At 42.9% G+C, this 20,636-nt stretch carries 20 protein-coding genes and 1 pseudogene; 4 read left to right on the top strand and 17 right to left on the bottom strand.

Features of this window, described 5'->3' with window-relative positions:
* The 6 genes and pseudogenes from VFW36_RS12305 to hemH form a co-directional block, all read right to left on the bottom strand.
* Positions 1 to 426, bottom strand: a pseudogene (locus tag VFW36_RS12305) (flagellar motor switch protein FliG); the annotation flags it as partial.
* Positions 427 to 583: 157 nt separating this feature from the next.
* Complete coding sequence (locus VFW36_RS12300; RefSeq protein ID WP_329659110.1) at positions 584 to 1,768, bottom strand: saccharopine dehydrogenase family protein; 1,185 nt, start codon at positions 1,766 to 1,768, stop codon at positions 584 to 586.
* Positions 1,769 to 1,827: 59 nt separating this feature from the next.
* Positions 1,828 to 2,196: a diacylglycerol kinase gene (locus tag VFW36_RS12295; protein WP_329659109.1), complete on the bottom strand. Its 369-nt coding sequence runs from the start codon at positions 2,194 to 2,196 to the stop codon at positions 1,828 to 1,830.
* Positions 2,183 to 2,911 carry a DUF695 domain-containing protein gene (locus VFW36_RS12290; protein ID WP_329659108.1) on the bottom strand — a complete coding sequence of 243 codons (729 nt, stop codon included), beginning with the start codon at positions 2,909 to 2,911 and terminating at the stop codon, positions 2,183 to 2,185. Before VFW36_RS12290 ends, VFW36_RS12295 begins: the two co-directional genes overlap by 14 nt.
* A gap of 36 nt (positions 2,912 to 2,947) precedes the next feature.
* A complete protein-coding gene (locus tag VFW36_RS12285) occupies positions 2,948 to 4,198 on the bottom strand; it encodes a hypothetical protein (RefSeq protein WP_329659107.1) in 1,251 nt (416 codons plus the stop codon).
* Between the two features lie 11 nt (positions 4,199 to 4,209).
* The gene (gene hemH / locus VFW36_RS12280) at positions 4,210 to 5,157 is read right to left on the bottom strand and encodes a ferrochelatase (protein ID WP_329659106.1); all 948 of its coding nucleotides are present in this window, start codon (positions 5,155 to 5,157) and stop codon (positions 4,210 to 4,212) included.
* Positions 5,158 to 5,285: 128 nt separating this feature from the next.
* On the opposite strand from hemH, the gene VFW36_RS12275 reads away from it, so the two are divergent.
* The gene (locus tag VFW36_RS12275) at positions 5,286 to 6,074 is read left to right on the top strand and encodes a C40 family peptidase (RefSeq protein WP_329659105.1); all 789 of its coding nucleotides are present in this window, start codon (positions 5,286 to 5,288) and stop codon (positions 6,072 to 6,074) included.
* A 5-nt stretch (positions 6,075 to 6,079) separates the two neighbouring features.
* Entirely contained in the window at positions 6,080 to 6,544 is a 465-nt protein-coding gene (locus VFW36_RS12270; protein ID WP_329659104.1) for a hypothetical protein, read from the top strand.
* 2 nt (positions 6,545 to 6,546) lie between these two features.
* Here the strand turns inward: VFW36_RS12270 and VFW36_RS12265 are convergent, their stop codons facing one another.
* Complete coding sequence (locus tag VFW36_RS12265; RefSeq protein WP_329659103.1) at positions 6,547 to 8,217, bottom strand: putative bifunctional diguanylate cyclase/phosphodiesterase; 1,671 nt, start codon at positions 8,215 to 8,217, stop codon at positions 6,547 to 6,549.
* A gap of 307 nt (positions 8,218 to 8,524) precedes the next feature.
* On the opposite strand from VFW36_RS12265, the gene VFW36_RS12260 reads away from it, so the two are divergent.
* The gene (locus VFW36_RS12260) at positions 8,525 to 8,758 is read left to right on the top strand and encodes a helix-turn-helix transcriptional regulator (RefSeq protein WP_329659102.1); all 234 of its coding nucleotides are present in this window, start codon (positions 8,525 to 8,527) and stop codon (positions 8,756 to 8,758) included.
* 1 nt (position 8,759) lies between these two features.
* Here the strand turns inward: VFW36_RS12260 and VFW36_RS12255 are convergent, their stop codons facing one another.
* From VFW36_RS12255 to glyS, 4 genes are all read right to left on the bottom strand, one after another.
* The gene (locus tag VFW36_RS12255; protein ID WP_329659101.1) at positions 8,760 to 9,884 is read right to left on the bottom strand and encodes an FAD-binding oxidoreductase; all 1,125 of its coding nucleotides are present in this window, start codon (positions 9,882 to 9,884) and stop codon (positions 8,760 to 8,762) included.
* Positions 9,874 to 10,284, bottom strand: coding sequence for a HEPN domain-containing protein (locus VFW36_RS12250; protein ID WP_329659100.1), 411 nt, complete (start codon positions 10,282 to 10,284; stop codon positions 9,874 to 9,876). Before VFW36_RS12250 ends, VFW36_RS12255 begins: the two co-directional genes overlap by 11 nt.
* Positions 10,274 to 10,588 (bottom strand): nucleotidyltransferase domain-containing protein, encoded by a 315-nt coding sequence (locus tag VFW36_RS12245; protein ID WP_329659099.1) that lies wholly within the window; start codon positions 10,586 to 10,588, stop codon positions 10,274 to 10,276. The genes VFW36_RS12250 and VFW36_RS12245 overlap by 11 nt, the downstream gene beginning before the upstream one ends.
* A gap of 87 nt (positions 10,589 to 10,675) precedes the next feature.
* Positions 10,676 to 12,712 (bottom strand): glycine--tRNA ligase subunit beta, encoded by a 2,037-nt coding sequence (gene glyS / locus VFW36_RS12240; RefSeq protein WP_329659098.1) that lies wholly within the window; start codon positions 12,710 to 12,712, stop codon positions 10,676 to 10,678.
* 182 nt (positions 12,713 to 12,894) lie between these two features.
* On the opposite strand from glyS, the gene VFW36_RS12235 reads away from it, so the two are divergent.
* On the top strand, positions 12,895 to 13,314 hold the full coding sequence (locus VFW36_RS12235; RefSeq protein ID WP_329659097.1) for a class II SORL domain-containing protein: 420 nt from the start codon (positions 12,895 to 12,897) through the stop codon (positions 13,312 to 13,314).
* A gap of 57 nt (positions 13,315 to 13,371) precedes the next feature.
* On the opposite strand, the gene VFW36_RS12230 is transcribed toward VFW36_RS12235, so the two are convergent.
* From VFW36_RS12230 to VFW36_RS12205, 6 genes are read right to left on the bottom strand one after another with little or no spacing between them, the layout of a single operon-like run.
* Complete coding sequence (locus VFW36_RS12230; protein WP_329659096.1) at positions 13,372 to 14,994, bottom strand: HAMP domain-containing methyl-accepting chemotaxis protein; 1,623 nt, start codon at positions 14,992 to 14,994, stop codon at positions 13,372 to 13,374.
* A gap of 2 nt (positions 14,995 to 14,996) precedes the next feature.
* Positions 14,997 to 15,494, bottom strand: coding sequence for a chemotaxis protein CheW (locus VFW36_RS12225; protein WP_329659095.1), 498 nt, complete (start codon positions 15,492 to 15,494; stop codon positions 14,997 to 14,999).
* 45 nt (positions 15,495 to 15,539) lie between these two features.
* Positions 15,540 to 17,246 carry a two-component system response regulator gene (locus VFW36_RS12220; protein ID WP_329659094.1) on the bottom strand — a complete coding sequence of 569 codons (1,707 nt, stop codon included), beginning with the start codon at positions 17,244 to 17,246 and terminating at the stop codon, positions 15,540 to 15,542.
* A 33-nt stretch (positions 17,247 to 17,279) separates the two neighbouring features.
* A complete protein-coding gene (locus tag VFW36_RS12215) occupies positions 17,280 to 18,752 on the bottom strand; it encodes a response regulator transcription factor (RefSeq protein ID WP_329659093.1) in 1,473 nt (490 codons plus the stop codon).
* Positions 18,753 to 18,765: 13 nt separating this feature from the next.
* Positions 18,766 to 19,809, bottom strand: a complete 1,044-nt coding sequence (locus VFW36_RS12210) for a chemotaxis response regulator protein-glutamate methylesterase (protein WP_329659092.1) — start codon at positions 19,807 to 19,809, stop codon at positions 18,766 to 18,768.
* A gap of 12 nt (positions 19,810 to 19,821) precedes the next feature.
* On the bottom strand, positions 19,822 to 20,634 hold the full coding sequence (locus VFW36_RS12205; protein WP_329659091.1) for a protein-glutamate O-methyltransferase CheR: 813 nt from the start codon (positions 20,632 to 20,634) through the stop codon (positions 19,822 to 19,824).
* Positions 20,635 to 20,636: the final 2 nt, after the last annotated feature.

Genomic DNA, 20,636 nt, shown 5'->3' with positions numbered 1-20,636 from the left:
GGTTTCTGCCGCGGCTGAAGGGTCCATATGCGCTAGGATCAAAGCAACTGTCTGAGGATGCTCATTCATAATAAAGTCGGCTAACTGTTGCGGTTTGATTTTTGATAAAAAGGCAAAGTTCTGAGTGCTTTGCATCGTTTTGCTGAGGCGTTCGAGTATTTTTTTGGCTTCTTCGGGACCGAGAGCTTTGTAGAGAATCTCACGGGCATAGTCCATACCGCCGGTATTGAGATACTGATTGGATTGAAAAATGGCGTAAAATTCTTCGAGAACCGCACCGCCGATATTCTTTTCTACTGAGCGGTTATTGGCAATATATTTGGAAACTTCGGTGATTGCATCGACATTCATACGTGAAAAAATGGTGGCTGTAACGTCTTCGCCAAGCTGCATGAGCAAAATAGCAATTTTTTCAGTCATCCCCATTTCATCAAAAGAGAGTTGCTGATTGGAATTGAGAGTCAATTTTGGCTCCTACAGTAAAGAAAAATCATTCGGAACCTGCCATTTGTTTCGATTATCCATGCATCTTATCAGAAGAGTAATGAAAACGGTATTAAAAACGAGGGAGAGAAGTGCTTTATTAGCACTCCATCTCAATCACATTCCACGGCAAACCTTGGGTATTCATCTCATCCATGAAGAAATCAGGATCGAGTTGTTCCATGTTGAACACCCCTTTTCCGCTCCATTTACCCTCAACCATCAGTTTTGCACCGATAACAGCAGGAACACCTGTCGTATACGAAACGCCTTGTGATTTTACTTCGGCGTAGCACTCTTCGTGATCTTTGACTTGGTAGATATAGATTTTGCGTTTTTTACCGTCTTTGAGTCCTTCGGCAACGATACCGATGTTGGTTTTCCCTTTGGTACGAGGACCGAGTGACGCCGGATCAGGGAGCAACGTTTTCAAAAATTCCATAGGGACAATTTTCATCCCTTGATGCTCAACCGGTTCGATACCGAGCATACCGACGTTTTCGAGGCATTTCATGTGGGTAAGGTAGCTTTGACCGAACGTCATGAAAAAGCGGATACGTTTGAGCCCTTTGATATGCTTGACGAGAGATTCCATCTCTTCGTGGTACAACAGATAGCTGTCTTTTGGTCCGACTTCAGGATAATCCCAAACTTGCATAATCTCCATCGGTTCTGTTTCGATCCATTTGCCCTCTTCCCAGTAGCGCCCTTTGGCACTTACTTCGCGGAGGTTGATCTCAGGGTTGAAGTTCGTAGCGAACGGATAGCCGTGATCTCCGGCGTTACAGTCGAGAATGTCGATGGTGTGGATCTCATCGAAATAGTGTTTTTGAGCATAGGCACAGAAAACATTCGTCGCACCCGGATCGAATCCGCTTCCTAGTAATCCCATGATCCCCGCTTCTTTGAATGCCGCGTCACGTTCCCATTGGAGTTTATACTCGAATTTTGCTTCATCAGGGTGTTCGTAGTTTGCGGTATCGAGATACGGTGTTTTAGTAGCGATACATGCATCCATGATACTCAAATCTTGGTATGGCAATGCAACGTTGATCAAAATATCAGGAGAATATTTTTGGATTAATGCGATCACTTCATCGGTGTTATCCGCATCGACCGTAGTGATTTCGATAGCACCTGCGGGAAGTTCGTTTTGGATCTCTTCACAGCGCCAGATACTACGGCTTGCTAAAATAATACGATCGAAAATTTGGTTGTTCATGACACATTTGTGTGCCACTACGCGCCCTACTCCGCCGGCGCCGATAATAAGTGCAGTTGCCATAGTAAAACCTCTGATAAAAATATAATGGAAATTATAAGCTAAAGTCTCTTACGAAAACGTTACAGACAAAATGCACTATAGAGGACTAATCCCCAGATTAACGCTAGCATTGTTAAGGATAGAAATACCAACGCCGCTCCGGCATCTTTTGCCCGTTTGGCGAGTTCATGGTGGTCGAATGTGACCAAATCGACTGTACGTTCAACGGCACTGTTGATCATCTCCGCCATTAGAGGGATAAACAAAGCGACAGATAAAATCGAACTTTGGACAAAAGAGATCGGCAACAGCCATGCGCTAATCATCCCTGCGACAAAGAGGAGGATTTGCAAACGAAACGATTTCTCGTTTTGACTCACTTCCAATAAGCCGTTGAGGGCATAGCGGGTGTTTTTAAAAAGGGTGTATTTCGGTTTATTCAGCGCCATTTGTTTTTTCTCCCATAATTGTGCTCCATCCCTCGTAAATACCGTGTTCTTGGATAGCGGATTCGTATAGGGAGGTGGTCGTATCGGAAACGATTTCAGGGGTGATCGCTTCGACCTTGATCAACACGACACCATACGCATAATCGCTTTCATCGTCATTGACGTACTCTTTTGCACTATAGCCGTGTGATGCAAGCTGTGCAACGGCACGTTCCATCGAGGTTTTGGTTTGGAAAAAGAGGTAGTGTTCTACTTCTCGCTCGAGGCTCAGATCATCCCCTGCTTCGAGTAATGCGGAAATCGTATGACGGTTTTGGATGCTCAATAGACCGTAGGGATCAGGGAAAAGGTTATCGGAATACATTTCCCATTTGCTGTCTCTGGATACACCGCGTTCGTATACAAATCCTCCATGGCGAGTCATCACCTCGGAGCTGATATTTTCAAATCGCTTAGCCTGCGGAGCATAGAAATAAAATTCTGCCCATCCCTCTTTCATGACGCGACCGGCGAACACGGCATCGAGAGAACTCTCTAATGTCGCTATCAAATCGCGAGTGAACGATTCTAATGTCTCGGTAAGGGTGTCGGCTTTGACAAAGAGCCATAAAAGCGACGGTCTCTCCTCTTGGGGGGCATCTTCGATGAGATCAAGTTCCACATCACAGCGATAGGGGATATTCTCATCATCGAGGAGTTCGTAAAATTCAATCATGTTTACCAAGAACCTTATTTTTTCGCCATTATAACTTTATTCTTGGGTTTCTCCCAAATAGCTCTTATGAAGCTTTACTTTACTTGCAAGTTCTTGAACATTTTTGGTCTCAATGAGGGAGAGGACTTCTTTGTTCTGAGACTCTTTGGTTTGGAGGGTGTGCACTAATAGTTTCATTTGTGCGATTGCTTCGGAGGCAACCTCTTCCAAACTCTGGCGGATGGCTCGGTATTCTTGATGTTCATACGATTCGAGAGTCACGATCAGCTCTCTGAGTTTCCCTTTGGCATGGACAAACTCGTTGTAAAGTGACTCGGCAGAGGCAAAAAGGCGTGTAAGTGGGGCTAATGAATCGGAGAGTTCTTTGGAATGGGAAGTCATTTCCCGCATCTGTTTTGAGGAGAGAACCATTTGCTGCATGATGAGTTCGCTTTGTTCGCGTGAACCGCGTAGCAGTGCATCGTTTTCGAGCAATGACGTAACGATAGTTTCGCTTTTTGATCCTAACATTTGAAGATGATGGGCAAAGTCATGAACGACACGGTCGAGTTCTTTTTGAACAATCGCAACGGTGTGCTCGGGATTTTTTTGATGTGCCATTTGAGTTAACAGGGTTCGAAGTTCTTGAAGCTGAGAATGGAGCTCTTTTTGTTCGTCACAGCTGAATTGGGCAACATTTTTGAGTTGATTGAAGTGGTCTTGTTCGGCGATACGAAGCATATCGATATGGCGATGAACGACATTATCCAAACTGGGGAGCTCGGAGAGGGTAAACTCCTCAAATTTTTTCATTGCGGTTTGTTGCTGAAGCAAAAGAGCCTCGATTTTGGTGATAAAGAGATTTTGATTAGCATCGATTGTGTTGAGCACTTCAAATTCATCTTTGAATACATTACGGATTTGTTCATGCGTCGAACTCTCCATTTGGGTGACGAGATCGATTCGATCTTTTAAGGTCATGAGTGATGATGCCAACGTCGATAGTTCATCCCCTATTTCATGAATCCGCAAACGGATCGCATGGGTATTCATGACCGATATACTCTGATTCATAACACTCATGACAGCCGAGAGGAGAATCCCGACACTCAAAGACAAAAGAGACTCTTTGATGATGTTTATATCGATCAATGGACTTAGGACAAAATGGAGCAGTGCACCGACAAACCCAAGACCCAATACGACGGGGGTGTAGTTGATTTTAGTAGGATCTTTATAGACGGAAATATGACGTAAAAATAGAAGCGACATTCCCAGAATAACGAGCAACAAGTCAATACTAATCATCAAAGCACCTTTTATTTCATTTTTGCATACAACTCGGTGATGGTTTGGACAAACAATGGATGCCCATTTGGACAGCGGCATACCCGATAAGCATCATATCCCAGTTCATGAGCGACTTCGGCGTATTCAATAGAGAGCTCAAAATCGGTTTCAGAATTATCGACAGTAAATGCGATTGGGACGATAATGACCCGTTTGCTTTGAATAGTATGCAAGGTACTCTCCAGTGAGGGCTCCAGCCATTTCATAGGCCCTACTTTGGATTGATACGCTAAATGGATGGCATTGAAGTTCAGATGAGATTCATGTAACATCGCTTTCATCAATTCCACGTGAGCGATTACGTGACGTTGATACGGATCACCCTGATCGACGATTTTTTGCGGTAATCCGTGTGCGGAAAAGATGAGTTCAAACGATTCGGCGCTATCCTCTCCTAAAGACTCTTTGATCCGTTCAATGAGACATCGGTTGTAAGTGGGATTCGAAAAGAAGTGTTTTACCTCGACCGTAATAACATCCCAACCGATTTTCTGAGCTGTTTGTTCAAAATCATCCAGTGAGGATTGGGTTGTCGTTGAAGAGTATTGGGGATACAAAGGGATGAGGTAGACTTTCTCTACCCCCTGCTCTTTTAGACGCTGACACACCTCTTTTGCCATTGGAGGGGTGTATCGCATCACAAAATCAACGATAACATTGTTCCCGAGCGATTCGGCTACACGTTCGCATAAGATACGGGTATGATCCACCAGAGGAGATTTTCCTCCGATTTTCCGATAGATCTCTTGAGACTTTTCTGTTCGAGTAAGGGTGATCATTCCGGCGATAAAACGACGAAGAAGTGAACTTTTCGTACGTATGATATAGGGGTCATTGAACATATTGTGTAAGAACATCTCGACTTCGTCCAGATTGTTAGGACCACCCATGTTGAGTAATACAATAGCTTCTTTCATAAAAGGGTTGTTATCCATTCGTTTTTGAAGAAAGTGTACCATAACATAGTGTTAATATTGAGTATTATAAAAAAAACTAAAGCTTTTTAATCTATAATGACTATAACGCAGAAAAATGAGGAGGGTTAATGCTGATAAAACGAACAGTGTTATCACTGATTTTACTGACTATAGCGGTGCAGGCTGAGACATCAAGGCGTGAGCCGTCACTCTTTTTAGAATATGAACGTGAAGTCAAAAAAGCGAATGACTCCATTAAGGATGAAGATCCTTTCATAAAAAATATCTTTTCTATAGCTAAACCTACCTCTCAACCTGAGTCCAATAATAAACCAATAGCAATGAATGAGCCGATAAAGGTATTAAAAAATACCAAAGTTGATGATAAAATCGGTGATGACAACAAAGCGTTTTTGGTAATCACCAAACCTTCCCCTATAACATCGGCACCGCTGTGTAGTACTGATGAGGTAAAACCGGCAGAAACACCTAAAAGTACTCCTCGTAAAATCATTAAAAATTTTAAAAATGCGAAAGAGAAGCTCTTAACACGTGCAAAAGAGTTTTTGGGGACTCCTTATTCTTTCGGTGATAACGGCGATAGTACTGACTGTTCTGGATTTACACAACAAGTTTATAGATCATTCGGGGTATCTCTCCCTCACAGTGCAACGGAACAAGCTATGTTGGGAGAAAAAGTAAGTCCGGACGATTTACAGGTAGGCGATTTGCTTTTTTACCGAACGTATAAATCCGATCCGTCTCATGTCGCAATTTATGCGGGTAACAATCAAATTATTCATGCATCTTTTAGAAACAGACGTGTTCAATACGATTCGATGGATAAAGGGTACTATAAAAACCGTTTTATGTATGCGAAACGTTTGGCTTTAAATGACTTAGATCACGACGAGTAAATATCATGTCAACACTCTATTCAACGTTAGACCGACACTGGCTTTGGAAAGAGGTATATACCAAACTTGACATATCTTCTCCTGCATACCAATATTGGAATGATACTCGTCATATCAAATTGAATCGATATGTGTTTCTCGAAAAACAGACCCTTCCGCTCAAATATGCTCATATCGAAGAAGATTTGACCGATCTAAGCGGTTATCTGCCGACCCAATATGCCGCAACACAGCTCGGGATTGATAGCCACATTTTCGGCTACAAAAAAATGCGGCTGTACAGTCAGTTTGAGTACAAATTTGTGAACGACATTAAATTTGTCAATCTCAAGCGGTTTTTTCTCGAAAACGGAATCAAAATCGGTAAGAAAAGTTATGTCCATCTGGCACGACTCGATGAGCTGATTATCACCGCCGATTCGCGCTTTTATCGTATTGATGATAACTACGGAGTCGTTGTTTACGATTGACTTTATAAATACTTAGGCTCCACAGGTCTTCCAAAAAGATAGCCTTGAAAATATTTACATCCCATTGAAACTAGTTTTTCATATTGTTCTTCTGTCTCTACCCCCTCAGCAATGACTTCTAAACCAAACTTCTGTCCGATAGATAGTATAGTTTCCACAATAATAACGTCATTTTGGTCGCTTGCAAGATCACGAATAAAAGACTGATCGATTTTAAGTTCATCGATAGGAAGCTGCTTGAGATACGATAAAGATGAATAGCCTGTTCCAAAATCATCAATAGAGAGAGATAGTCCTAATCCTTTGAGATGATTAATCTTATCAAGTGCCTCTTGGGTATTTTTAACTAATAGGCTTTCAGTCAATTCGAGTCTAAGTTTCTCAGGTTGAATCTTATTTGTGCTTATGACTGATTCTACCGTGGATACAAAATTATCTTTTTCAAATTGCTTATAACTTACATTGATCGAAATTCGCCATTTATTTTTGATCGGGTCATTATTCCATAATGTTAATTGTTTAACCGCTTCACGGAGAACCCATTCTCCCAAGGGGACAATCAATCCGCTCTCTTCAGCAACGGGAATGAAGTTGCCGGGTGAGATTATTCCAATATCAGGATCATTCCACCTTATTAATGCTTCTACACCTACATGTTGTAAAAAATGATTAACGAAAACAATTTGAGGTTGATAGAACAATGTCATAGAATCTTTTTCAACCGCTTTTCGTAATCGCTCAATCAATAGAGCTTTATTTTCCATAATTTGTTGTAATTTTGGATCGAAAAAGTTGAATGTATTGCGTCCGTTTGCTTTTGCATTGTACATAGCACTGTCTGCATATTTCATCAAATCATCGATAGAGTCTTCTTCATCGGCAAATAGTGTGATACCGATGCTAGCACTAAGACAAAAATCGCTTTCGCTCACAAAATAAGGCTTTTGTAGTTCATCAAGAATTGTTTTTGCTATGGTGCTTATATAGGTGAGCGCTTTCTCTTTATCCGTTTCACATGTATTGATCAAAACAAAAAACTCATCTCCGCCTGTACGCGATAGCGTATCATGATGTTGAATAACATTACGGATACGATTTGCGGATTCAACCAAAACCATATCACCAACATCATGCCCTTTGGTATCATTTATGGTTTTAAATTGGTCCAAATCTATCAATAAAAGTGCTCCATACTGGGCATTTTTAGTATTTTGTTTGATCATTTGGTATATATATTCTTTCAACAATAATCGGTTGGGGAGCTCTGTTAAAATATCATAATGGGCAAGTTTTATAATTTCTGCTTCTTTCATTTTGAGATCGGCTTCTAATTTTTTTTGCTTTGTAATGTCTATCCCTACTTGTACTTTGGCGATTTGACCATTTTTCCATCGAATAATCCTATCGTTGAAAAAGTAGTGATGGTTATTGATCGAATTTTGATTTTCCCACTCGAAAATGGTTCCGATGGGGAGAGACAGTGGGTCGTTAGATTGCTGTATCGGGCAAAAAGTGCATGGAGAATTTTGATTTTTTTGAAGAGTTTTAAAACAAATCTCTCCGACTACATTGCCGAATTCTTCTATACATCGGTCATTGGCATACAATATCTCATGGGTTTCTAAATCGATAACATAGACTAAAGCCCCTGTGCTATTGACAATAACTTCCATAGGGTCGAATTGTTCGATACAAAACATATCACTCATATTTTATTGCTTTGATGTAGAAAGATTGTCGGCAGCTTGGAAACGATTAATACATTGGTATAACATCCAAATCCTTATTTTATGACAATATAATAGTACTAAGATGATGGTCATAAAACGGTCATAAAAAGTATATGATTTTTTAACCGAAATATACCCATAGGTTAATTACTTATAGGAAATTGTTTCATGGATGGTAAGTAACTATAATTTAAAGTATTCTTAAAATGCATAGTAGGATTCAGTTTTGAGCATTTTTAATAATTTATGTGTGGCAGAAGATGCGGAAGTGCAAGAGTTTATACAACGAGTTGCGGCTAATGTGAAGCGTATTCGGCAGGAAAAAGGAATAACTCAATTAGCATTAGCCCTCATGATTGGGCAAAAATCGGCAGCGTTTTATGCCAATGCAGAAAATTCTGTCAAAGATCGACGGTTTAATTTGGAGCATTTATATAAAATAGCAAAAGCGTTGGATGTAGATGTCGTAGAATTTTTCAGATAAGTTATGATTGACGCTTCGCCCATCGAGGAAAAAATCGTGACGGTGACAAAGCAGGATTTAACTCTTTCCCCTCAACTAACCATTCGCCCAACCGTTTTGCCAAATACGGTGCGAGGACAAATCCATACCCTCCTGAACCGTTTATCATCGTCAAATTCGGATAATAGGTATATTCAGATGGATTAACCCTTTCCCCATGACGTAGATGAGGGTATTTTTGAAGAGTTGCCTCGGCGTCTACGAGACTTCCCAACATCGGGAGATAGTCATTTGACCCCGAACGGAGTCCAGTGTAGTCATTGGTAATTTTAATATTATTTAATTTTAATGTTTTGGAGGCTTTTTCGAGCAGTTGTGCTCTCCCCTGCTCCAGATCGTATACTTCTCCTGAAAACGGCGAATAATGGACATTATGGGTTGCTCCGATGGCAACAATACCAGTGTTTGATGTCGGTGAGATCGAGACATGGTGATGGAGGATGCAAGGAATGTGGGTGGAGGTTTCACAATCGATCCGATGACCCCAAATACCTCGTAAACCGACATAATCGATGGGGAGAAGTTTCGGATAGGCTCCGATGGTGAGGACGAGGTGTTTGGCGCGAAGATCACCTACCTGCCACTCACCGTCGCGGTGGATCAGTTTTTCGACTTTGAGAGGATAAAAATCGATCCCCTCTGCCATGGCATTGCATACCCCCTGCGCATCAACAACGGCACCTTCAGAGAAATAGATATAGCTATCCGCAGAGGCATCTGAGGTTAGGAGGGATTTAAGCTCATTGTCGATGTTAGAGTGTTGTAGTGTGGTTTCACGTTTGTAATGTTCAAGCTTCTCTGATTCTTGGGGAGAGTTAGCGATATGCAAAAGCGGTTTTGTGAGGGTAAATTGGGGGAAACGGGTCGTGTAAAATGTGAGAGCCTCAGTGTGGGCTTGGCTCATAATCTTTTTGAGTTCTCCGGCTTTGGAGATTTTAGGCGAGATAAATGCTCCCGCCGCACCGCTTCCACCTGAAGCGATGCCGTTTTGATCGATCAGGGCGACGTTTAGACCTGCTTGCGCTAGAGTATAGGCGCTACAACAGCCGTTTATCCCTGCACCGATGATGATGACATCATACTCCAAACGTACCCGCTTCGATACCTAATTTTTGACAAACAGTCGTAAATAGCTGAATATTCAAATCCAATATCTCTTTAATCTCTTCTTTTGGGGGGAGGCGTTTGTGTGGTGATGGATATCGTTGCTTCGTATGGTAAGTTGTTGCAATGGCGAGGAGATGAATCTCAGCATCTTCCAATCCCATCCACCCCTCTACAAGCTCGTTTAATTCAACGAGGTTATGCGTTTTTACAATAGCGACGTTTTCATACGCCAAGCATGATTTGTACAGCTTTTCGATACTTTGATGGAGGATATAACCTATCGTATCGGTAAAATGACCCGCTTCATAGAGGATTTTAGCCGAATCAAGATCGTGGTACGATTTTTCAACCCACTCTATCGCATGGGGTTTATTTGCCATAAATGACTAGCCCTTTGGACAAAATGTCTTCTTTGTAAAACGGATCGTTTCTCTCCGATAAAAAACGGTTGCTGGCGGATAAAATATCAAAGCCAATTTTATATTCTTTCATTAGGTCTCTGAGTTTCATCAATGCGGATGCTTCGATATTCTCTTCGGCGTTATCTTTGACTAAAAACAGATCGATGTCGCTGTCATTACGAGGTGTTCCGTATGCGTAGCTTCCAAAGAGGATAATTTTTTCAGGGTTAAGAGAAAGTAGACGCTCAACAATCAGCGGTTGCAGTTCTTTGATATTGATCACTTTGTCACCCTCCTCTTTTTGTGTAGAAAGTATAACATGAAGTTGATTGAAAGTGGATTCCAGATCAAGTCTGGAATGACGGAAAAGTTAGAGAGTAATATTTTTGATGTCGGCAATCGAATAAATCTCGGCGTAGATCATCCCGACCAACGCTTTGCGGTTGGCACGAACGCTCAAATCTTCGGCATTAACCATAACATTGTCGAAGAAGTTGTCCAACGGTGCTTTGAGAGCGAACAATGCATCCAAACGCTCTTCGAGGGTTTCGTAGTTCGCGGAGATAGCCGCAGTTGCAGCAGAGTATAGATTGCGCTCCGCATCGTTTTCAAAGAGTGATTCGTTGACACTGAAACCTTTGTCCATCGCTTCGTCTTTGAGGATGTTGCTGACCCGTTTAAAGGTGGAGAACGCTTCGATAAACGACTCGGAGGATGCGATAGATGAGACGGCTCGGATTTTACGGTCGATTTCGAGGACATCGAGTTCGACATTAGCATCTTTGGCAACGACCGATTGGATGATCGATGGATTAACACCGATGTAAGCTCCCGCTAGACGTTCTATGATAAAGGTCTCAATGTTCTTTTTGTACTCTTTACCTTGTGGATACAATGATGATAGCTGATCGATCAAGGTGGAGAAGTTAAGCGGGATTTGGTGTGCTACGGCGATTTTGATTATCCCGTTGACGGCTCGGCGAAGGGCGAACGGATCGCGTGAACCTGTCGGAATCTCACCGATGCTGAACATACCGATAAGGGTATCGAGTTTCATCGACATGGCAACGATAGCGCTGAGGATGGTAGATGGGAGTGCACTCTCCTCCCCTGTTGGGAGATATTGCTCTTTGATTGCCGTGGCTACTTCGGCAGATTCGCCGAGAGCTAGGGCGTAGTAATACCCCATAAGCCCCTGAAGCTCGGTAAACTCATACACCATCTCAGACATCAAATCGGCTTTTGCCAACTCCATCGCACGATCTAAATGGTCAGGATTGATATTATCATATATGAGATTGGCGATAGTCGATGCGACCACTTTTTCACGCTTTATTTTCTCCGCTAACGTCCCCAAACCGTTCATAAAGACGACTTTTTCTAATCCTGAGGTACTCAAACCTTTTTTGAGGTCATTACGGTAAAAGAAAAGTGCATCGGAGAGGCGCGGACGGAGAACCCGTTGATTTCCCTCGATTACGTGGCTGAAATCATCGGTGAGAGCATTGGAAACCACAATGAATGCGTTGATGAGTTTTCCCTCTTTGAACACAGGGAAATAACGTTGATGCTCTTTCATCGAGGTGATGATAACCTCAGGTGGGAGTTCGAGAAAACTCTCATCAAAACTTCCTAAAAGTGGTGTCGGGTGCTCCGTAATGGCAACGACTTCATCGAGCAAGTATTCATCTACTTCGATAGTGATGCCGTGCTCACGTTCGAGTGCAGCGAAGTTCGCCAAGATCGATTCGCGGCGGCTTTGCGGATAAAGATCGACGGAACCCTCTTTGAGGAGATCGAAATAGTGATGGATCGAGTTTACTTTTTTGGCTTCGAAATGGCTGATACGGTGGACATAGGTTTCAGAGGATGAGCGGACACCGAAGAGTTCCATATCGACGAGCTCTTCGCCGAGGGTCACGTTTACCCAACGGATCGGACGGATAAAGCTCTCATGGTTTGAACCCCAGCGCATCGATTTACCGAAGCTCAGGCTTTTGATCCATGTATCGATCATTTCACCCAAAATCTCAGTGCTCTCTTGTCCCGCAATAGTTTTACTGAAATAGAGGACCTCTTTGCCCCCTTTTTCGGCTCGACTAATCTGCTCGAATTCAACGCCGCATTTTTTGGCGAAGCCCAAAGCCGCTAGGGTTGGAACTCCGTCTTTGATTGCGATGTCGACCGGTGCTCCGAAGAACTCTTCGACACGGTTGTCTTGGCGTGTTTTGAATTCACGATGCCACAGTACCAAACGGCGCGGCGTGTAGTAGAACTCAAACTCCCCGACAAGGGCATTTTTTTCCAAAACGGCGACCCATTTTTTCTCTATTTCTGCAAGCTCTTTGAGCAGTGGGACTGCCGGAAGTTCTTCGACACCGATTTCAATCAAAAGAGGTTTTAACATATCACTTATCCATTCATCATTTTAAAGTCCCGATTTTACCGATTGGATGGTTAAAAAATGCTGTTGGATGATGGTTGCTTTGGAAAAAATTAATTCAGAGATAAAATATCTGATTTAGAAGAAGTTAAAAGTTTAGGGGAGTACAATACCCCAATCATAATTAAACTCAACAAGGAACCAACATGCCAACAATCAACCGTTACGTCGACATCAGCACTGTAGATCGTGAAGCGAAAAAAGATTATATCGATCGTCACTCACCGTTTATCCACTGTGCTTCAACAGCAAAAAAAGGTGAAAAATTTGCCGTTACCGTTAAAATGGGGAACGAATATTCTCATCCGGATGATTTCGATCACTTCATCGCTAACATCGCACTTTACAACGGTGAAACATTGCTTGCTCGCGCTGATTTCGTTCCAGGAACACTCGGAAATGAAAAAAATCATGCGGAAGTAACATTCAACATCGTCCCTATGGGTAAAAAATTGACCCTTGTAGCTCACGGTTACTGCACTAAACACGGTGTTTGGGAATCTACTCCGGTAGAAGTTGAAGTGGAAGAAGCTTCACAATGCTGCGGTGGCGGTCACTGTTCATAAGTTTATAAAAAGCCCTACTCTAGGGCTTTTCCTCTCCTCTCCTCTCCTTCTTTTTTATTAAAACTGTTTTAAATCATCTTCATTGAGTGGAAAGACATCATCGGCATTGCCGGAGGATTTTGCACGTTGTTGTTCAGAATGAGGTTTTCGTTTTACTGTGAGGTGTTTGACCTCCATGCGATGTAACGGTACTTTTTTCGGTGCGGATGTCATCATGGTATTCTCCATTCCTACCATTTTTGCTAAGACACTGACCGTTTCCATCATCGAGGTGGCTTGTGCGTTTAGCTCTTCTGCCGCCGCCGCCGCTTCTTCCGAGTTAGCCGCTACTTGTTGGGTTACTTGGTCTACTTGTCCCATCGCTTGGTTGATTTGTCCCATCCCATCGGATTGTTCACGTCCTGCAATGGCAATTTCTCCAATCAAGTCCGATACTTTTTTGCTTTGTTCAACGATCTCTTGAAAGGAAGTGTGGGTTGCTAGGGCGATTTGGTTCCCCTCTTTGATCTGAGAAACGACCTCTTCGATGATGTCTGACGTCTCTTTTGCCGCTGATGCCGCACGTTGAGCCAAGTTACGAACTTCGTCCGCAACCACTGCAAATCCTAGACCGTGTTCACCTGCACGTGCCGCTTCAACTGCCGCGTTAAGAGCGAGGAGGTTTGTTTGGAATGCGATTTGATCGATGGTTTTTATGATGCCTGAGATTTTAGATGCCGATTCGGTGATCGAGTGCATAGAGTGAGAGAGCTGTTCTCCCTTTTCATATCCGGTACGGGCAGAGCTGTTGGCATTTTTGGCCAATATATCGGCTTGACGTGCGTTATCGACGTTTTGGGAGTTGATTGCGGTGGATTGTTCGAGGGTTGCGCTTACCTCTTCGACACTGCTCGCTTGTTCACTCGCCCCTTGGGCTAGTGATGAGGATGACGCGGCAACCTGACCGGATGCTGAGGTGATTTGCATCGCTCCGTCACGGATAGATGAAACGGCATTACCGATTGAGGCATTTATAGATCGGATGGTATAAAAAGAGAGTAATATGACTCCTAAAAAAACAACTATTCCTCCGAAGGTTAGAATCATAACTAAATGCTCGGTATCTTTTTGTTGAGAATCTACTTCATCACGCCCTACTTGTTTTTGGAGTTCAAGCAACTTGGTAGCACTTTCCATAGCGTCTTTGAAAAGAGGTCCGACAACCTTAACGCGATGCATATTTGCTTCTTTGTATTCATTTTTAGTTAAAAGATCAGCGGTTGGGAGTAATCCATCCTGAAAAAATTTATCCCGTTTTTCTTGAAACTCCTTTGCCAGTGCTTTTTCTTCAGGTGTGAGGTAGGTTGCCATATATCCATCCCACAGTTTTGAGATTTCTGATATATTAGTGTGTACTTCATCTAAATGTTTGTTGATGTGGTGATCATGCAGAACATGTTCTTCCAATCGCGGATCGTGCATTGATGCTAATGCAAGCTGATTCATATTCGTTTGCATTAGATTTATGACTTTCCCAATATCTACCGCAGGTATTAACCGGTCTTCAGTAATCGTTTTGGCACTATTAACCGAATCTTTTGAGTGACTAACACTATAAATCCCTACTCCTAGTAATATAGCCAGCAAGAGACTGACCAACATAACCATTTTGCTTCCTATTGTCCAATTTTTCGGTTCCATTTTCATTCTCCTATCTGGGTTTGTGTTGTTTGAATCTGTTCTAAATCTAGAAGTTCATCTGCTTCAAAAAGCTTCATAACATCTAAAATCATTACGACGTTTTCCCCTATCTGTGCCATAGAACAGATAAAATCGGTGTCGATGTGTCCGCCGAAATTCGGCGGTTCACTCAAATGTGCTTCATCGATTGTGGCGACCTCTTCGACCCGATCGACGATAAACCCGATACTGATCCCTTCTACTTCGACAATCACAATAGTCGTATGCATGTCGGGTAAGCGTTCGTGCATCCCGAATCTTAGTCGTGTATCAACTACGGGTATAATCGAACCGCGAAGATTGATGACCCCGCGCATATATTCGGGGGTCTTAGGAACATTGGTTACTTTCATTATCGCGATAATCTCTTTGATTCGATCGATCGCTATTCCGTACTGTTCTTCATCCAGATAAAATGTCAAATATCGCTCTTTTCGAGACTGGAGCGGATTTCTTTCCATATTAGACTCCTAAAGTTATGGTGGGGGTTTTTGTTCGTTTTTTCATTAGTTTTGCATCCTCCCTTTAGAGATTTCCATAGGCATCGGTTCGCCGAAATAGAACCCTTGTGAATAGTTAACACCCATTTTTTTGATTTTGTTGTAAATGGATTCGCTACTGACATATTCGGCTACCGTAGGGATCCCCATCGCCTGTGCCAATGAAACGATGGAATGGACAATCAGTTCGCTCGTCATATTGGAATCGATGTCTTGGATATAGGCTCCGTCGATTTTGATCATATCTACTTGCATCGAATGAATACGGTAGAAATTGGATTTATCGCTTCCGAAATCATCGATAGCAATCGTATACCCCATCCGAGAAAGCTCTCTCAATTGTGAAATAGATTCATTGGTTCCGTTGACCGATATATTTTCAAGAATTTCTAGCGTTACTCGCGAGGGGTCTATGGCATATCTCTGTGTTAAATCTCCCAACATCGATGGAAGGTCACTATTTTGGAGATCTTCTTCGGTGATATTGACACTAAAAGAGGTATTTGTATCGGTAAATATCGCGAAACACTGCTCCAGCATAGTTCGTGTGATGCTGGGTAGGAGTCCTACGAGTTTGGCAGGTTCTAGAAAATAGTACGGAGTGATCGCGGTATCGTCTTCGATAATTCTCGCCAGCGCTTCGTATTTGACAATTTGGAGGGTTTGGTTATCGATGATAGGCTGAAAATAAGGGACTATCCTTTTTTCATTGAGGGCGATGCGGATTTTACGCATCCATTCGATATTGTTTTTTTGTCGAGTTATATAATCGGAATCTTCTTGAAAGACGTGATAGCGGTTTTTGCCGATCGCGCGTGCCTCTTTCATCGCGGCATGAGCCTTTACCAATGCATTTGGGGACGAAGCGATCCCGCAGGTACACGTGAGGTTGATACTGATGTCTTCGATGTTGAAGTAGTAACTCTGTATCCTTTGATACAGTAGTTCAATCGGACGAATGGTATCTTCGATCGCGGACATAGGAGATAATATGACAAACTCATCCGAAGCGACTCGATATAGGGTCTCCCCTTCTTGGATATGGTGTCGGAGGTACTCGGCGAACAGGTATAATAGCCGATCCCCTATTTCGTATCCATAGGTAGAATTGATCGAATCAAAATTGTCAATATTGCATAATATTAATGTGTGTAGGGGGGAGTTTTTTACGTTATAGTCAAGTTTTTCCTTTTTTAAACATCCGGTAAGAGAGTCGTACATGTAGGAATGTTCTAACTGTACTTTTTTTTGCTCTAACATTTTTTCTAAGTGGCTGGCGTAGGTTTTATTCTCTTTTCTCATCCGAACCGTTTTGGCACTTTTCGCCAATACGCTCATCAGCTGTTGCATCTCGATCGGCTTTACAACGAAGTTATCGATTCCTGTATTGATCGCTTTAATAATATATTCGGGTTCGTTGTGCGCGGTGACAATGATCGCATGAATATCCGGATCATGAAGTCGAATCTCCTCGATCATTTCTAAGCCATCCATATTGGGCATCGTAATATCGGCTATGACCAAATCGATAGTATCTCGGTTTTGATGGTACGTTTGCAATCCGTCTACACCGTCTACTGCGACATAAACATTCGCGTAGAGCATCTCCAGTATTTTGAGCATTTTTTTGCGGATATCGTATTCATCTTCGACATAAAGGACATTCAAGTTTTCTGTATGCCCTTTTGCCTCGTGTGTTTTGATCGTTTTCATCTGAAAACCCCGCTTTATATAAAATAGTTAGTTCTAAAAAAGGATTAGCTCGTCTTCTGAGGATTCCACCTCTTTCGCATCGGAAAGAAGCATCTCGATTTGAAGGCAAGCGCTGAAAAGTGAACTGTCCAGATAATGGATGTCCAAAACCTCTTGTGTGACAAAAAGCAATCGACGCCAATCCGCAAGATCTGACTGTATCCCCTCCAATAATAGGATGATTTTTTTCATTTTTTTCATGTCGATAATTGAGGTTTCGATCTCGGAAAATAGTTTGGCAAGGGATCGGATGGCATAAGAGAGATCTTCGAATTCAAAAAGCATACTGATCTCATGAGCGTAGGTTTCGAGCTGTATAGCCATCTGAGCCAATGCGCTCATATCCCCTTCTTCGCTCAAAAGATAAATCGATTCTTTGAACTCTTTGTCGAGTTCATCGAGTTCTTGGAGCTCTTGCAGTATGTCATCATCGAGTTCGCTCACATATTCTATGGCCGTCGTTTTGTGAACATGGCTACGTCGAAGGAGACGGTTTTCTTCGGCATTGATATGGCGTGTTGAGTCGGGAGTAGTCTCGATGGTGTGATTTGTCTCGCTAGTAGGCAGTGATGGATTCATTTTGCCGCAATAACGACTCCGTATCACCAGTTCCTCTAGGATTTCGGTATAGGATTTGATTTTGATTTTTTGATACTCTTCGAGAGTGATGTCGATAAAAAAGTAGATGCGGCTTTGTTCCTCTTCGTTATCGATATGAATATCTCGGCGTATGATTCGATAAATCTTGCGCCCGTGCCGTTTAGAGACGGATATACGGTTTTTTGAGAGGTCGGATGTATCATACTCCTCCAACGAGTGCATGAATCCCGCAATCATGTCAAAGGGAAGTTTCCCCTCCTCTTTCTTTAAAAATCGTTGCAGCTCTTGTGCATCGAAGATGGTGCAAAACGGGTCGTTGAAATAGCGTACCGTATCCTCGGTATAGATGATGCAAGGAGAGAAATAGCTTTCGGTGATTTGGGCTATAATCCGCTCGGATAGGCGGTTTATTTTCTCTTGTAACTGTTGGATTTCATACTCTTTGGCTTTTCTGCGATCTTCAATCATCCATGCGATGTCGGCGAAAACTTGTTTGGCTCGATCCTCTTCAATCGGTTTGAGTAGGTATTTGTCAATTTTGAGATCGATGGATCGTATGAAGTACTCTTGATCGCTGAACGCGGTGGTAATAATGATTGGAATATTCGGATGGGTCGATCGAATACTCTCAACCATCTCCAGACCGTTCATATTCGGCATTTGAATATCGGTAATCACCAAGTCGAATTGATATTTATGGAAGAGTTCAAGACCATCCAACCCGTCACAAGCGGCGTAAACCTCTTTAAAAAGGATACGCAACAGGCTCAGCATATGGAAACGAATATCTTTTTCATCTTCGACGTATAAAACGACGAGTTCTTTGGTCATCTCTCTGATTTTGATGAGGTCGTTTGAGGGTTCCATCCTATCTCCTTTCTTATCCGCTTATTTCGTTGATTGTTTCGAGGATAGTGAGCGGTATGCTCTCTAGTGATATTTGCCGCTCTACTCCCCCCATCTCAAATGCACTTTTTGGCATCCCGTAGACAACACATGACTCTTCATCTTGACCTATGGTTCGAGCACCCGCACTGCGCATATTGAGAAGCCCTTTGGCTCCGTCTGCACCCATGCCGGTCAGTATCACCCCTACGGCATTGCTTCCGGCGGTTTTGGCGACCGAATTAAACAGTACGTCTACGGAAGGACGGTGTCCTGAAACCTTCTCTCCGCTTCCGATTTGGACATAGTATCGGTGACCGGAACGGCGTAAAACCATATGAAGATCGCCCGGAGCGATGAGAACCTGACCTACGCTTACCGTGTCACCATCGCGTGCCTCTTTGACATCGACTTCGCATATTCCGTTGAGCCGTTCGGCAAACTGGGCGGTAAAGTTAGCGGGCATGTGTTGCACGATAATGATCCCCGGGCTGTTGCGGGGCAACTGTACCAACACATCTTTGAGTGCTTCGGTTCCCCCTGTGGAAGCTCCGATGGCAACGATTTTTTGGGTTGTCTCCGAGAGGGCGCTGTGATAGACGAGGGGCTTGATCTCATGGGAAGCTTGTGGATGGATAATTTTAGCTCGGGCGGCACTTTTGATTTTAGCGAGGAGCTCTTCACGGATAGCATCGCTTCCGTCATAGATATTGGAATGGGGTTTCGGGACAAAATCGATCGCTCCTGCTGCTAATGCATCCAGTGTTGTTTTTGCCCCTTTTTGTGTTAGAGAGGAGACCATGACTACCGGAAGCGGCATATAGTGCATCAGCTTGGTCAAAAAGGTGATCCCGTCCATCCGCGGCATCTCTACATCCAAACATACGACATCGGGCTTGTTTGCTACGATTTTATCCCGCGCGACGTAGGCATCGGGAGCCGTATCAATCTCTCCGATTTCCGGATCGCTTGAGAGTATTTCACTAAGAACAGCCCGAGCCGTGGCACTGTCATCAACGATCAGTACATTAATTCCCATTGACCCCTCCTCTTAGTGTTTGGTATAGATGGATGATTTGATGAGTTTGAGACCGCCTACATGGGCAGGAATCGTTTCGGAATGTCCTACGAGTAGCAACCCTCCGCTTCTGAGAATACGGGCGAGATTCGTATTGATCTGCGTTTGTACATTACGGTCGAAATAGATCATTACGTTGCGGCACAGTATCAGATCAAAAGGGTGTGAAAAGAGGGAATAGTCACCGTATACGAGGTTGAATTTTCGAAATGTCACCAATGAACGAAGATCCTCATCGATTCGGTAACGATCTTCTTCAGGGCTAAAATAGCGATTCAGAAGATAATCTGAAATCCCCTCCATCGTATCGCCTTTATAGCTGCCCTGAATAGCGTGTCGTAAAATCTCTTCTGAAATATCGGTCGCAAGGATTTTGATGTCCCACGTGTCAAAATCATTCAAATGCTCTTTGAGCATCATCGCCATGCTGTAAGGCTCCTCTCCGCTTGAACACGCTGCTGACCAAATCCGAAGTTTCTTATCTTTGTTTTTGGATGCGTGCTGTAAAAGATACTCTTTGAGATAGCTCCATTGCTCCTCATGACGGAAGAAAGAGGTTACGTTAGTTGTTACGGCATCTTCGAGTTCATTATCCGCACTCTCCCCTTCATGATCGATAAAGTAGTTGTATAGCTCACGGTAATTATCCATGTTTTTTTGATGCATCAGTTTGCCTAGACGATTTTGCAAGAGGGATATTTTTTGATCGCTGAGTGAAATGCCCAACCGTTCATAGACCAATGTGCTAAAAAGCTCAAACTCTCGTTTGTTCATATCGTTTTGCATAC

It is taken from the genome of Sulfuricurvum sp. (assembly GCF_036279695.1).
Lineage (GTDB): Bacteria > Campylobacterota > Campylobacteria > Campylobacterales > Sulfurimonadaceae > Sulfuricurvum.
Note: the sequence above shows the minus strand (reverse complement) of the source record. Positions and strands in the feature narration are given on the sequence as shown.

Excerpts from the sequence above, each read along its gene's own strand:
- VFW36_RS12300 (WP_329659110.1), bottom strand. The coding sequence starts at position 1,768 with ATGGCAACTGCACTTATTATCGGCGCCGGCGGAGTAGGGCGCGTAGTG.
- VFW36_RS12295 (WP_329659109.1), bottom strand. The coding sequence starts at position 2,196 with ATGGCGCTGAATAAACCGAAATACACCCTTTTTAAAAACACCCGCTAT.
- VFW36_RS12290 (WP_329659108.1), bottom strand. The coding sequence starts at position 2,911 with ATGATTGAATTTTACGAACTCCTCGATGATGAGAATATCCCCTATCGC.
- VFW36_RS12285 (WP_329659107.1), bottom strand. The coding sequence starts at position 4,198 with ATGATTAGTATTGACTTGTTGCTCGTTATTCTGGGAATGTCGCTTCTA.
- hemH (WP_329659106.1), bottom strand. The coding sequence starts at position 5,157 with ATGAAAGAAGCTATTGTATTACTCAACATGGGTGGTCCTAACAATCTG.
- VFW36_RS12275 (WP_329659105.1), top strand. The coding sequence starts at position 5,286 with ATGCTGATAAAACGAACAGTGTTATCACTGATTTTACTGACTATAGCG.
- VFW36_RS12270 (WP_329659104.1), top strand. The coding sequence starts at position 6,080 with ATGTCAACACTCTATTCAACGTTAGACCGACACTGGCTTTGGAAAGAG.
- VFW36_RS12265 (WP_329659103.1), bottom strand. The coding sequence starts at position 8,217 with ATGGAAGTTATTGTCAATAGCACAGGGGCTTTAGTCTATGTTATCGAT.
- VFW36_RS12250 (WP_329659100.1), bottom strand. The coding sequence starts at position 10,284 with ATGGCAAATAAACCCCATGCGATAGAGTGGGTTGAAAAATCGTACCAC.
- glyS (WP_329659098.1), bottom strand. The coding sequence starts at position 12,712 with ATGTTAAAACCTCTTTTGATTGAAATCGGTGTCGAAGAACTTCCGGCA.
- VFW36_RS12235 (WP_329659097.1), top strand. The coding sequence starts at position 12,895 with ATGCCAACAATCAACCGTTACGTCGACATCAGCACTGTAGATCGTGAA.
- VFW36_RS12230 (WP_329659096.1), bottom strand. The coding sequence starts at position 14,994 with ATGGAACCGAAAAATTGGACAATAGGAAGCAAAATGGTTATGTTGGTC.
- VFW36_RS12225 (WP_329659095.1), bottom strand. The coding sequence starts at position 15,494 with ATGGAAAGAAATCCGCTCCAGTCTCGAAAAGAGCGATATTTGACATTT.
- VFW36_RS12220 (WP_329659094.1), bottom strand. The coding sequence starts at position 17,246 with ATGAAAACGATCAAAACACACGAGGCAAAAGGGCATACAGAAAACTTG.
- VFW36_RS12215 (WP_329659093.1), bottom strand. The coding sequence starts at position 18,752 with ATGGAACCCTCAAACGACCTCATCAAAATCAGAGAGATGACCAAAGAA.
- VFW36_RS12210 (WP_329659092.1), bottom strand. The coding sequence starts at position 19,809 with ATGGGAATTAATGTACTGATCGTTGATGACAGTGCCACGGCTCGGGCT.
- VFW36_RS12205 (WP_329659091.1), bottom strand. The coding sequence starts at position 20,634 with ATGCAAAACGATATGAACAAACGAGAGTTTGAGCTTTTTAGCACATTG.